Consider the following 13086-nt stretch of genomic DNA (forward strand, 5'->3'; position numbering starts at 1 on the left):
GTGAGAGCATGCAAGCTGGATCTCCCAAGTGGCGCCGACGCGCCGAGGCCAGGCCGGGCGAAATCGTCCAGGCGGCCTTCGATGTGTTCGCGGAAAAGGGCTTCGCCGCCGCGAAGCTGGACGACATCGCCGCGCGGGCGGGCATCTCCAAGGGCGCGCTGTATCTCTATTTCGAGACCAAGGAGGACCTCTTCCGCGCGGTCGTCCGTGAGGCGGTCGTCCCCAATCTCGACATGGAGCAGGTGCTGGCGCAGACGACGGTCCCGTTCCCCGACCTGATGCGCATAGTGCTGGCCCGCATGGGCCAGATGATCGGCAAGACCCGCCTGGGCGCGGTGGCCAAGCTGGTGATCGGCGAGTCCCGCAACTTTCCGGAGCTGGCGCGCGTCTGGCACGACGAGGTGGTCAGCCGCGCGCTGGGCGCGTTGAGCACGGCCCTGGCCAAGGCGCAGGTGCGGGGCGAGATCCGCTTGGGCGATCCGCGCCTGCAGGCCTTCAGCATCATGGGGCCGATCCTGATGGGGGTGATCTGGCAGGAAACCTTCACCCCCGTCGGCGCGCCGGCTCTGGACCTGGAATTGTTGATCTCGGCGCATGGCGACACCGTGCTGGCGGGTCTGGCGCCGCGCGCGGGCGTCCTCAAGTGAAGCCGCCGGTCCGCACCGTCGCCATCGTCGCGGCCGTGGGTGTCGTCGGGTTCCTCGGCTGGAAGCTGCTGGGCCCGGACGCCCATCGCCCGCACCGCCTGTCGGGCTATGTCGAGGGCGAGACCCTCTATGTCGGCGCGTCGAACGCCGGCCTGGTCAGCACCGTCGCCGTCCAGCGTGGCGACAGGGTGAAGGCCGGCCAGCCCCTGTTCGCCCTCGACGCCGCCCAGCTGACCGCCGCCCGCGACCAGGCCGCCGCCCAGGCAGCCATCGCCTCGGCGCAGCTGCGTGACGCGCAGAAGGGCCAGCGGCCGCAGGAGCTGGCGGTGTTCGACGCCGAGCGCGCCGCCGCCGACGCCCAGGTGCGTCAGGCCCAGGCCGACTACAGCCGCATCGCGCCGCTGGTGAAGAAGGGTATCTACGCCCCCGCGCGCCTGGACCAGGTCAAGGCCGCCCTGGACACCGCCCGCGCCAACGCCGCCGCCGTCGCGCGCCGCAAGGATGTCGGGACCCTGGGCCAGCGCCCGGACGCGGTGAACGCCGCGCAATCGGCCGTCGCCTCGGCCCGCGAGGCCCTGGCCGCCGCCCAGGACCGCCTGGACCAGATCAGCCCGCGCGCGCCCAAGGCCGCCCGGGTGCAGGACGTCTTCTACCAGCCCGGCGAATGGGCCGCCGCCAACCAGCCGGTCGTGGCCCTGCTGAGCGACGACCGCGTGCGCCTGCGCTTCTTCGTGCCGGAGGCGGAGGTCGCGCGATATCGCGCCGGCATGGCGGTGCGCTTCTCTTGCGACGGCTGCGGTCCCGAGCGGACGGCGCGGATCAACTATGTCTCGCCGCGCTCGGAGTTCACCCCGCCGGTGATCTACAGCCGCGAGGCCCGCCAGCGCCTGGTGTTCCTGGTCGAGGCCCGGCCGGATCCCGGCGCGCCCCTGGCCCCTGGCCAGCCGGTCGACGTCGTCCCCCTGGAGGGCGAGAAGTGAGCGACCTGGCCGTCGACGTCCGGGGGCTGAACAAGAGCTTTGGTCCGCGCCATGTGGTGCAGGACGTCTCGATCCAGGTCGAGCGGGGACGGATCACCGGGTTCCTGGGCCCCAACGGCTCGGGCAAGACCACGACGCTGCGCATGCTGTGCGGCCTGCTCACCCCCGACAGCGGCGAGGGTCGTGTGCTGGGCCTGGACTTCCGGCGGGACGCCGAGGCGGTCAAGCGCCAGACCGGCTACATGACCCAGAAGTTCTCGCTCTACGAGGACCTGTCGATCGAGGAGAACCTCGACTTCGTGGCCCGCGTCCACGAGCTGGATCGCCGTCGCGAGCGGGTGCGCGACAGCCTGGACCGCCTGGGTCTGACCGCTCGCAAGAAGCAGCTGGCCGGCTCGCTGTCGGGCGGCTGGAAGCAGCGCCTGGCCCTGGCCGCCAGCGTCATGCACGAGCCCAAGCTGCTGTTGCTGGACGAGCCCACCGCCGGCGTCGATCCCAAGGCGCGCCGCGAGTTCTGGGACGAGATCCACGCCCTGTCGGCCGAGGGGCTGACCGTCATGGTCTCGACCCACTACATGGACGAGGCCGAGCGCTGCCACGACATCGCCTACATCGCCTACGGCAAGCTGATGGCGCGCGGCACGGCGGATGAGGTCATCGCCGACAGCGGCCTCGTCACCTTCCGGGCGGAAGGGCAAGGGGCCGACCGCCTGGCCCGTGAGCTGGCGGGCAAGCCCGGCGTGATCATGGCCGCCCCGTTCGGCGCGGCCCTGCATGTCAGCGGGACCGACCGCGCGGCGCTGGAAGCCGCCATCGCGCCTTATCAGAAGCCGCCGTTGGTCTGGACCGAGGTGCAGCCGACCCTGGAGGACGTGTTCATCCGGCTGATGGGCCAGTCGTCGGACAACTTTCAATGAGCGCGAGATTGTCCGGCGCCCGCATCCTGGCGGTGCTGATCAAGGAGTTCATCCAGCTCACCCGCGACCGGCTGACCTACGCCATGATCCTGGTCATGCCGATCGTGCAGCTCTTGCTGTTCGGCTACGCCATCAACAACGACCCGCGCGACCTGCCGACGGCGGTGCTGGTGCAGGACCAGGGGCCGATGGCGCGCTCGACCCTCTCGGCCCTGGTCAACAGCGGCTATTTCGAGATCGTCCGCACGGCGACCTCGCCCCGGGAGCTGGATGACGCGGTGGCGCGCGGCGAGGCGCAGTTCGCCCTGACCATCCCCGCCGACTTCACCCGCCGCGTGGTGCGAGGCGACGCGCCGCAGATCCTGGTCGAGGCCGACGCTTCGGATCCCGCCGCCACCGGCGGAGCCATCGCGGCCCTGGCCAACCTGCCGCGCACGGCGCTATCGCGCGACCTGGTGGGGGCCGTGGCCAAGCAGGGTGGCGATCCGTTCGAGGTGGTGATCCACCGTCGCTACAATCCCGAGGCCATCACCTCGTACAATATCGTGCCGGGCCTGCTGGGCGTGATCCTGTCCATGACTCTGGTGATGATGACCTCGCTGGGCGTCACCCGCGAGTATGAGCGCGGCACCATGGAGAGCCTGCTGGCGACGCCCGCACGGCCGATCGAGGTGATGATCGGCAAGCTGGCGCCCTATGTGGCCGTCGGGATCATCCAGACGGCGGTGATCCTGATGCTGGCGCGGGCGCTGTTCCAGATCCCGATGGCCGGCGGCTGGACGGCGCTTTGCCTGGGCGTCGTACTGTTCATCATCGGGTCGCTGGCCCTGGGATTCCTGATCTCGACCGTGGCCCGCACCCAGCTGCAGGCGATGCAGATGTCGTTCTTCTATATCTTCCCGTCGATCCTGCTGTCGGGCTTCATGTTCCCCTTCCGGGGCATGCCCGAGTGGGCGCAAGGCTTGGGGACCGTGATCCCGGTGACACACTTCCTTCGGGTGGTGCGGGGCGCCTTGCTCAAGGGGCTGGACGTCGCCCAGCTGTGGCCAAGTCTCTCCGCCCTCGGGGTGTTCGTCCTGGCCGTTTCGGCCCTGGCCATGGCCCGCTACCGCACCACTCTGGATTAGCCTCGCATCTGGCCAAGGTTGGTCGAGGACCTGACGGAAGCTGTGAAAAGGTGAGGTTTTTCGGCGACGATCTGCGAATGCTTGACCATTTCCTGGCTTCAAGCCCTTGCGTGCAAACGGTTCACGTGCGAACCCAGCGGAGCAGACGCTTATCTTCCGTGGGAGACGGCGGGCACGCTCGGAAGTTGATTCTGAGGGGCGGTCTTGTTGAGCTTTCCTGAGCAAAGGGCAGGGGGGCGAAACCTGACGAGTGTGTCTTTGCTGACACTTTCCCGTGGCGTTCGCCTTGGTATAACAATGCTCGGTCGGTCTCCGGCCTGGGCAGGGCAATAGAGGGCTCTTCAACTATGAAACTCAACCTCCTGGCAGGAGCTGCTCTGGCCGCGGTGTTCGCCGCGTCGGGCGTTTCGGCCCAAGAGACCGGCTGGTACGGCGCGGTCGACCTTGGCTATCACTGGCCGCAGAGCGTGAAGACCGAGTCGGACCAAAACGCTCCGGACGGCGCTCACTATCACTGGGCCTGGAAGTCCGAGAAGGACTGGACCGGCTTCGTGCGCCTGGGCTACCAGTTCAACCCGCACTGGCGTGCTGAAGTCGAAGGCGGCTATCGCCCCGGCGACCTGAAGAGCGTCCACGGCCCCGCTCAGCGTCTGCCGGTCGGCCTCTGCACCCCGGGCGTGACCCGCACCGCCGCCGCTCCGACCTGCGGCTCGCCGGACGGCTCGATCGAAGCCTGGACCCTGATGGCGAATGTCATCTATGACTTCGCTCCGGACTCGTGGCTGAACCCCTTCCTGGGCGCTGGCGTCGGCATCAACCGCCTGGACGTCAAGACCCTGGGTCAGTTCAGCAGCGTCCCGGGCGCCATCACGGCGACCAACCCGGCCATCCAGAACCTGACCGTTGACGACGACGATCTCGCCATCGCTTGGCAAGCCATCGCCGGCGCCTCGATCAAGGCCACGGACAAGCTGAAGATCGACTTCACCTACCGCTACATCACCGGCGGCGAGCACACCTGGCAGTCGCTGGGCTCGAACTCGCTGCAGCCGGGCGCCTTCGAAGGCCAGTACAAGGACCAGTCGGTGACCGTGGGTCTCCGCTACTCGTTCGCGTCGCCGCCTCCGCCGCCGCCGCCCCCGCCGCCTCCGCCTCCCCCGCCGCCTCCGCCTCCGCCGCCTCCCCCGCCGCCGCCGCCTCCGCCGCCGCCGCAGTATGAGGCCCGCGAGTTCATCGTGTACTTCCCGTTCGACCAATCGGTCCTTACGACGGAAGCGCAATCGGTGGTCACGGAAGCCGCGAAGTACTCGAACGACGGCCACGCGACGAAGATCGTCGTCGTCGGTCACACCGACACGTCGGGTTCGCCGAAGTACAACGCCAAGCTCTCGGAACGCCGCGCCAAGGCCGTCGCTGACGCCCTGGTCTCGCAAGGCGTCCCGGCTGCCGTGCTCGGCGTCGACTGGAAGGGTGAAAGCGCTCCGGCCGTCGCTACCGGCGACGGTGTGAAGGAACCGCTGAACCGCCGTTCCACGATCTCGATCAACTTCTAAGATCGAATCGACTGAAGACTTGGGAGGGCCCGGCGGCGACGCCGGGCCCTTTCTCTATGTCGGGACCCCTGATTGGTCCCCAGCTGACGCTTGGCGTCCGGGTCCAGCGACCCCACATTGGACCCGGAGGCCCGATTTCCGGGGCTTTCGTCGCGGTCGTTCCGCACGCGAGTTCACGGGCGTCGTCCACCCCCGACCACTATCCCTTGTGGCCATCCTGTTAACGAACGGCGTTGTCCGGGGGCGGATCTCTGGAGGCGCCTTGCGGCGTCCTGTCGCGGCTGAAAAAAGTTCGCCCAGGCAACCCCTTGTCCCGCCTACGCAAGTTCGCGCCGTTCACAGGTTGTTAACGAAAAACTGGGGTTCGAGGCGTTGACGAGTCATTCACCCTTATGGCCCCATATCTGGGTTGAGGGGGCTCCTCAGCCACAAGATATAGCGGCTGACCGGGGCACGTCCCTTCTCCGGAACACGCTGATTGAGCAATGGATTTGGTCATGAACGGCAGTGAAGCGGCGAAGACGAGCGTTCGGAATGAAGCCCGCCTGGCGGCGATCAAGCCCGCCAAGCGCCCGCAGCTGGCGCTGGTGCAGAAGGTCCAGGTGGATCGCTCGCGCGACGCCCTGCTGACCGACTTCGGCAAGACCACCCTGGAAGATCGTTACCTGCTGCCGGGCGAGTCCTATCAGGACATGTTCGCCCGCGTATCGACGGCCTTCGCCGACGACGCCGAGCACGCCCAGCGCGTCTACGACTATATGAGCCGCCTGTGGTTCATGCCGGCCACCCCGGTGCTGTCGAACGGCGGCGCGGATCGCGGCCTGCCGATCAGCTGCTTCCTCAATGCCGTCAACGACAGCCTGGACGGCATCCTGGGCGTCTGGAACGAGAACGTCTGGCTGGCGGCCAACGGCGGCGGCATCGGCACCTACTGGGGCGGCGTCCGCTCGATCGGCGAGAAGGTCAAGGGCCAGGGCCAGACCTCGGGCATCATCCCCTTCATCCGCGTGATGGACTCGCTGACCCTGGCGATCAGCCAAGGCTCGCTGCGTCGCGGCTCGGCCGCCGTCTATCTCGACATCCACCACCCGGAAATCGAAGAGTTCCTCGAGATCCGCAAGCCGTCGGGCGACTTCAACCGCAAGTCCCTGAACCTGCACCACGGCCTGTCGATCACCGACGAGTTCATGCACGCCGTGCGTGATGGGACCAAGTTCGGCCTGCGTTCGCCCAAGACCAACGAGGTCCTGCGTGAAGTCGACGCCCGCGCCCTGTGGCAGAAGGTCCTGGAGCTGCGCCTGCAGACCGGCGAGCCCTACCTGATCTTCTCCGACACCGTGAACAAGGCCATGCCGTCGTTCCAGCGCGAGCTGGGCCTGAAGGTGCGCCAGTCGAACCTGTGCAGCGAGATCATGCTGCACACCGGCACCGACCACCTGGGCAACGAGCGCACCGCCGTCTGCTGCCTGTCGTCGGTCAATGCCGAGACCTTCCTGGAATGGCGCGACCACCCGACGTTCATCGAGGACGTCATGCGCTTCCTGGACAACGTCCTGCAGGACTTCATCGACCGCGCCCCGGACGCGGCCGCGACCGCCGCCTACGCCGCGATGCGCGAGCGTTCGGTGGGCCTGGGCCTGATGGGCTTCCACAGCTTCCTGCAGAGCCAGAACGTTCCGTTCGAGAGCGCCCTGGCCAAGAGCTGGAACATGCGGATGTTCAAGCACCTGCGCCGCGAAGCCGACAAGGCCTCCATCGCTCTGGGTGAAGAGAAGGGCCCGTGCCCGGACGCCGCCGATCGCGGCTCGGTCGAGCGCTTCTCGCACAAGCTGGCCATCGCCCCGACCGCCTCGATCTCGATCATCTGCGGCGGCACGTCGGCGGGCATCGAGCCGATCCCGGCCAACATCTACACCCACAAGACCCTGTCGGGCTCGTTCGCGGTGAAGAACCCCTATCTGGAGACCCTGCTCGAGGAGAAGGGCCAGAACACCGACGCGGTGTGGGGCTCGATCCTGGAGAACGAAGGCTCGGTCCAGCACCTGGACTTCCTGAGCCAGGACGAGAAGGACGTCTACAAGACCGCCTTCGAACTGGATCAGCGCTGGGTGGTCGAGCTGGCCGCCGACCGCACGCCGGAAATCTGCCAGAGCCAGTCCGTCAACGTCTTCCTGCCGGGCGACGTCGACAAGTGGGACCTGCACATGCTGCACTGGATGGCCTGGGAGCGCGGCGTGAAGTCGCTGTACTACCTGCGCTCCAAGTCGGTGCAGCGCGCGGCCTATGCCGGCGCTGACGAGAAGGCGGAAGCCGTCAGCAGCGGCTTCGACGTGCCGGAAAAGACCGACTACGACGAGTGCCTGGCCTGCCAATAAGGTCTGTCACAGACTCAGATTAAGCGACGGCGGCGTGAGTGATCACGCCGCCGTTTCCTTATGGCGTAACGGTTCGGGGGAACCGTAGGCGTTTACGGCTGTTCACCACGTGCGCATTCGTCGCGGTGGACAGGCGACGCGAAGCGCGTAGGCTGGGTGGCAGTTGGATTGGGGAATCCGTGATGCGTAGCGCTGGGGAGCGTCGTATCTTGTGCCTTGTGGCCGTACTGGCCATGACGGGCGCTCATGCGTCATCGGCCTGTGCGGCTGCCAAGGCCGCCAAGGTCAAGGCGTCAGATAAGGCCGCCTCGGCCGCCAGCAAGCCTGCCCCGCCGATTTCTTTCCAGGTCAAACCCGAGACCCTGCGCCCGCTGGATCCCAGCAGCGCGACCGGCTTCATGACCAGCGCCATCGACGCGCCGGAAGGCGAGATCGAAGGCGGTTTCGCCCTCTCGCCCGCCGCCGCCATCGCCGGCGACGCCCGCATCCTGGACGCCGACCGCTTCTATGACGGCATGGGCCCGGTGACCTGGCGCTCGAACGCCTTCACCCGCCAGGCCGCGGCCGGCGGCCCGATCGACAGCGTGCGCGTCTCGATGGCCGGCGTGGCCCGCACCGCCGGGGTCGCACCCCTCACGCTCGTCCGTCCCGACAGCGACGCCTACGACGTCCAGGACGTCGACGTGACCGTGACTCGCGGCTGGCCCGCCGCCGTCGCCCTGAAGGGCCGCAGGTTCGCCCTCGACGTCACGCCGCACGCCGGACTGGGCTTCGGCGCCGCCGGCGGCTCGGCCGAGGCCGGCGCCACGGTGCGCCTGGGCAAGAAGAAGAACATGGGCGACCGGGTGAACGACGCTCTGGGCGTTCGCGAAGGCGACGACGCTTTCGGCGATCGCGGGCGCTGGTACATCTTCGCCGCCGCCAGCGGTCGGGCCGTGGGCTTCAACATGCTGCGCGGCCAGAATGGCGACTGGGCCCGGGCGGGCCTGACGCAGGACACCACCAGCCGCCTGATCGGCGACAGCCAGGCTGGCGTCGCCTGGCGCCGGGGTCCGATGCAGGCTTCGCTGGGCTACATCCACCGCGAGATCAAGGCCAAGGAAGGCATCATGGGCCTGGCCACGCAGAAGGATGACGTGGTGGCGCTGTCGTTCAGCCTCAAACCGCACTGGTAAAAGGCTTTCAGCCCTATAAAGCTTGTGTTTCCGGTCGCTTTCATGCAGCAAGCGCCGGTCCTTTCATTGCACCAGCGAGACCATGAGCGAGAGCGAGCCCCCGCGCCGCAAGACCCTGAGCCTCAAGAGCCCGGTCGCCGCCCCCGGCGGGCCGCCGCCGCTCGAGCGCATGGTCAAGCCGTCGGCCCGCACCACCGTGTTCACGCCCCAGGCCCCGCCGCCGGTCGAGCCGCCGCCGCCTCCGGCGACCGGTGACTGGAAGTGCAAGCCCTGCGGCACGCGCTTCGACCCGCCGGCCGAGCTGGCCGACGAGGACTCGGTGCGTTGCCCGTCGTGCAATGCGCGCCTGGGCCTGGCTTCGGATTTCCGCAGCGACCCGCCGAACGTGGCCAAGCTGCGGGCCCGCTGGCTGAAGAAGGCTTAAGGGGTTCTAGACCCCCGCCGCCTCGTGCCGGCGGAAGTTCAGCGGATCAAAACCCTCGATCCAGCCCTTCAGGAACAGGCCCTCGGGGTGCTGGGCCTCGTGCGTGTCGACCTCGTAGACCTGACCGGCGAAGACGCCTAGATGCGGCAGGTCCATGCCGGTGCGGATCAGCAGATCGCCTTGGCGAAACGTCGTGTGCATGTGTGTGGGGCTCCCTCTCCGGGCGCGATACTGGCGCGCGGAACGGCCAGGACAACACACGAAGATTTCAGGACGAAGACGGGAACCTTTCGGGCGCTGGAGCGTGCGGCGCTGCGCGCTGCAGCCTTCGCGGGACCTGAGAGGCTACCGCAGGGCGGCTTTCGACCCATACTTGCCCCCTCCGCGCTGACGCGCTCCTCCCCCTTAGGGGGAAGAAGGAGCGATCACCTTCCGCCCCCTCTGGGGGCGGACGACCGCGTAGCGGTCAGGTGGGGGCCTGCGGCGGTGGCCGCTCTCCAACCTTCGCGGAACCGCCTCGGGCCTGCTAGAAGCGCAGGTCCGCCCATAGCGCCTATGAGGAAGAAGACGTGAACCCGCTAGCGGAACCTGTGTGGGCCGACTCCGACCACTTCGAGCGCACCTATCTGATGTGGCAGCCCAAGGAAGAGCTGGGAGTCCTGTTGATCGACGAACACGATGGCCAGTCGCCGACGGTGGTTTTCTGTTCGCTGTTCAATGAGCCCGAGCGTGTCTTCTACGAAGGGCGCGACGCGAGGCGCGCCGGACTGACACTCGCGGAGCTCAAAAGTGTTGTCGCCATCCTGGAGAAGAAGCTTGGCGGCCAGACATAGGCTGAGCGTCGGCCAACCGCCCAAGAGCGACCTCGCCCCTAAGGCTCCAGCGGCGCCTCGACGCCCACCGGGCCGGGCTCATCCCGCACGATGACGCCCGTGCCGGCCGAGATCGAGGGGACCTGTTTCTTGAAGAGGCCGCGCCACAGGCTCTGTTCCTCGACCGCGCTGGTCCAGGCGCCGCCGTCCTGGGCCAGCTGGTGACCGGCGTCGTAAATGCGGCGCATCAGATCGGTCTCGAACTTCAGCAGGTTGAAGCCTTCGAAGCTGTTGGGGATCGAGGCCACGCTGAGCGGCAGGTTGTGGCGCGCGCAGAAACCGGCGGCCAGGCTCAGGGCCTGGCGATACGAGAACCGCAGCATGGTGTCGAAGCTGCGGGCCATGATCGAGGCCACGCCGGGCGGGGTCGACTGGGTCGAGGGATCCAGCACCGTGTTGACGATCACGTGCACGCGGCCGCGCCGGAAGCGGGGGCCCAGATTGCGCCAATGCAGCAGGGCGTCGGGCATCAAAAAGAGCGGCGCGGCGACGCCGCCGTCGACATGCATTTCCTGGTAGCGGTGGCCGTCGACCTCGACCTCGATCAGCTTGGGCGGGAAGATGCCCGGCACCGAGGACGAGGCGACCAGCAGGGCGCGGAACAGCTTCAGGGCCTCGTCGCCGCCATGGGTGGCGATCTCGCCCATGTCCCAGACCACGGCGCGCTGGCTGTCCAGGTTGGTGGTGGCGATCAGCAGGCGGCGGCCCTTGGCGTGCTCGACGGCGACGGCCTCGACCATCTCCTGGTCGACGAAGGTCTCGACCAGGGCGTCCAGGCTCTCGCCCTTGAAGATGCTGGGGCCCAGGGCGGGGGCCAGGCGGCGCAGGCTGAGCAACTCGGTGGCGTGGCCGCCGACATAGGCGTCGGTCAGGCGCTCGTCCCAGGCCGGGCCCAGGAAGGCCAGGGGGGCGATCAGGGCGCCGGTCGAGACGCCGGTGACGATGGCGAAGTCGGGGCGGCGGCCGGCCTTGGATAGGCCCGTCAGCACGCCCGCGCCATAGGCGCCGCCGGCCGCGCCGCCGGACAGGGCCAGGATGTTGAACTCGTCGCGGCCGATCAGCGAGCGCAGCGGGGCCAGGCGGTCGGCGGCGCTGCGCAGGGCGTCGTCGGCCTGGTCGACCGACAGGCGCACGCCCGGAAAGCCGGCGGCCTCGACATGGCGGTCGGACGGCGGAGCGGCCAGGCGCTTGCCGCGCAGCGGATCGGCGGTCTTCCAGTCCTTGAAGAAGCCCTGGAGGCTGAATGTGCCGTTCGGGTCCTTTTCCAAGGTGGTCCTCTGCTAGTGCGCGCTGGCCAGCACCACGCCCACCAGGACGGCCGCATAGTGCAGGCCGGCGCCGCCGATGACGTGGCCGTGCCAGATGGCGCGGCGGAACTTCAGGCGACGCATCAGGTAGAAGATGGTTCCGGTGGAATAGACCAGGCCGCCGATGGCCAGCAGCAGCAGGGCCACCCACGACAGGCCGTCGATCATCGGCTTGATGGCCACGAGGACCAGCCAGCCCAGGGCCAGGTACAGGCCGACCCAGAACCGCTTGTCCAGGCCGGGCAGGAACAGCTTGGCCAGCACGCCCAGGCCGGCGACGCTCCACACCGCCGTGGTCATGCCGATGGCCCACCAGCCGGTCAGGTTCTGGGTGGTGAAGGGCGTGTACGAGGCGGCGATCATCACGAAGATGCCGGCATGGTCGAAGCGGCGCAGCAGCGGCCGCCAGCGGGCCTTGGCGAAATTGTAGGCCGTCGACAGCGACAGCATCAAAATGAGGCCCACGGTGTAGACGCTGACCGCCGCGACCTGCTTCAGGTCGCCCATGCCAAAGGCCAGGCCCAGCAGGATGCCGCCGCCCAGCAGGGCGCAGGCCAGGCCGGCCAGGTGCACCACCAGGTCGGCGCACTTGGCGCCGGGCGTCGGGTAATGCGTCGCCGGCTTTTCAACGACGATCTCGGTCGTGCCCGTCTCAACAAGGGTGTTGGTCGCAGTCATGGCCCCGCCCAGTCCGGTGGAAGTACGTACGAACGCTAGGTTCGTTCCGTGACATATAAGCGTCGATCATCGTGGCCGCGAAAGGGCGTTGGCGACACGATGGCGGGAAAATCGGCTCCCTGGGATGTCATCCCGGCCGTAGCGGAGCGGAGAGCCGGGACCGCCACACGCGCTGCGCTTCCGGCGGTCCCGGATAGCCTCTGCGAGGCTTCCGGGATGACAGGGTTGGGTTAGAAGAACAGGCCCCGCGCGCCGTCGAAGACGAGCTTGCCGCCGACCGCCACCAGCAGCACGTAGATCACCTTGTAGAAGCCCTCGGCCGGCACCCGGCGCACCACCCACACCCCGCCCCAGGTCGAGGCGATGGCCAGGGGCAGCAGCACGCCGGCGGTCATCAGCACCTTGGGGGTGAACTGGCCCAGCGCGATGTAGGCCGGCACCTTCATCCAGTTCACCACGGCGAAGAAGATGGCGCTGGTGCCGATGAAGGTGTCGCGCGCCAGGCGGCGGGGCAGGACGTAGATCTGGAAGGGCGGACCGCCGGCGTGGGCGATCTGGCTGGTGAAGCCGGCCGCCGCGCCGCACAGGGCGCCCAGCCACGGACGGGCCGGACCAGCCTCGACCTGCGCGGCCGCCTTGACCGCCCGCTCGGCCCACAGGCGCTGCAGGGCGAAGGCCACCGAGATCAGGCCCACGGCCAGTTCGACCGCGGCCTCCTTGACGAAGGCGGCGAGCGCCCAGCCCAGGAAGATGCCGACGGCGGCGGCGGGCAGCATCAGGATCAGCAGGCCCTTGTCCCAGCTCTTCCGGAACGCCCAGACGCTGACCACGTCCTGGACCAGCAGGATCGGCAAGGTGATCGAGGCGGCCATGACCGGCGATACCGCCAGCGCCATCAGCGGCACGGCCACCACCCCGATGCCCGCGAAGCCGCCCTTGGCCAGGCCCAGCAGGATCACGGCGGGGATCGCCACCGCGTAGAAGAACGGATCGGTCAGCATAAGCGCTGCTTAGCAGTATTCCCCGCTTTG

13 protein-coding genes are annotated in these 13086 nt (G+C 68.3%); 9 read left to right on the forward strand and 4 right to left on the reverse strand.

What is annotated here, in order from left to right; all coding sequences use genetic code 11:
• The first annotated feature begins 8 nt into the window (after positions 1 to 8).
• The 8 genes from J7528_RS05320 (at position 9) to J7528_RS05355 (ending at position 9198) form a co-directional block, all read left to right on the forward strand.
• Entirely contained in the window at positions 9 to 647 is a 639-nt protein-coding gene (locus tag J7528_RS05320; RefSeq protein ID WP_291871904.1) for a TetR/AcrR family transcriptional regulator, read from the forward strand.
• A complete protein-coding gene (locus J7528_RS05325; protein ID WP_291871905.1) occupies positions 644 to 1627 on the forward strand; it encodes an HlyD family efflux transporter periplasmic adaptor subunit in 984 nt (327 codons plus the stop codon). Before J7528_RS05320 ends, J7528_RS05325 begins: the two co-directional genes overlap by 4 nt.
• Positions 1624 to 2544: an ABC transporter ATP-binding protein gene (locus J7528_RS05330; protein ID WP_291871906.1), complete on the forward strand. Its 921-nt coding sequence runs from the start codon at positions 1624 to 1626 to the stop codon at positions 2542 to 2544. Before J7528_RS05325 ends, J7528_RS05330 begins: the two co-directional genes overlap by 4 nt.
• A complete protein-coding gene (locus tag J7528_RS05335; RefSeq protein WP_291871907.1) occupies positions 2541 to 3671 on the forward strand; it encodes an ABC transporter permease in 1131 nt (376 codons plus the stop codon). The genes J7528_RS05330 and J7528_RS05335 overlap by 4 nt, the downstream gene beginning before the upstream one ends.
• Positions 3672 to 4018: 347 nt before the next feature.
• The gene (locus J7528_RS05340; protein WP_291871908.1) at positions 4019 to 5224 is read left to right on the forward strand and encodes an OmpA family protein; all 1206 of its coding nucleotides are present in this window, start codon (positions 4019 to 4021) and stop codon (positions 5222 to 5224) included.
• 491 nt (positions 5225 to 5715) lie between these two features.
• Entirely contained in the window at positions 5716 to 7599 is a 1884-nt protein-coding gene (locus J7528_RS05345; RefSeq protein ID WP_291872165.1) for a ribonucleoside-diphosphate reductase subunit alpha, read from the forward strand.
• Positions 7600 to 7781: 182 nt separating this feature from the next.
• On the forward strand, positions 7782 to 8774 hold the full coding sequence (locus J7528_RS05350) for a lipid A-modifier LpxR family protein (protein ID WP_291871909.1): 993 nt from the start codon (positions 7782 to 7784) through the stop codon (positions 8772 to 8774).
• Between the two features lie 82 nt (positions 8775 to 8856).
• Positions 8857 to 9198: a hypothetical protein gene (locus tag J7528_RS05355; protein ID WP_291871910.1), complete on the forward strand. Its 342-nt coding sequence runs from the start codon at positions 8857 to 8859 to the stop codon at positions 9196 to 9198.
• A 6-nt stretch (positions 9199 to 9204) separates the two neighbouring features.
• Here J7528_RS05355 and J7528_RS05360 read toward each other — a convergent pair whose 3' ends face one another.
• Positions 9205 to 9399, reverse strand: a complete 195-nt coding sequence (locus tag J7528_RS05360; protein ID WP_291871911.1) for a hypothetical protein — start codon at positions 9397 to 9399, stop codon at positions 9205 to 9207.
• Between the two features lie 368 nt (positions 9400 to 9767).
• On the opposite strand from J7528_RS05360, the gene J7528_RS05365 reads away from it, so the two are divergent.
• Entirely contained in the window at positions 9768 to 10031 is a 264-nt protein-coding gene (locus J7528_RS05365; protein ID WP_291871912.1) for a hypothetical protein, read from the forward strand.
• 38 nt (positions 10032 to 10069) lie between these two features.
• Here the strand turns inward: J7528_RS05365 and J7528_RS05370 are convergent, their stop codons facing one another.
• The 3 genes from J7528_RS05370 to J7528_RS05380 form a co-directional block, all read right to left on the reverse strand.
• On the reverse strand, positions 10070 to 11338 hold the full coding sequence (locus J7528_RS05370) for a patatin-like phospholipase family protein (protein WP_291871913.1): 1269 nt from the start codon (positions 11336 to 11338) through the stop codon (positions 10070 to 10072).
• 12 nt (positions 11339 to 11350) lie between these two features.
• Positions 11351 to 12055, reverse strand: coding sequence for a hemolysin III family protein (locus tag J7528_RS05375; RefSeq protein ID WP_291871914.1), 705 nt, complete (start codon positions 12053 to 12055; stop codon positions 11351 to 11353).
• A 230-nt stretch (positions 12056 to 12285) separates the two neighbouring features.
• On the reverse strand, positions 12286 to 13056 hold the full coding sequence (locus J7528_RS05380) for a sulfite exporter TauE/SafE family protein (RefSeq protein WP_291871915.1): 771 nt from the start codon (positions 13054 to 13056) through the stop codon (positions 12286 to 12288).
• Positions 13057 to 13086 lie beyond the last annotated feature (30 nt).

This window comes from Caulobacter sp. (genome assembly GCF_017744445.1).
Classification (GTDB): Bacteria; Pseudomonadota; Alphaproteobacteria; order Caulobacterales; family Caulobacteraceae; genus Caulobacter.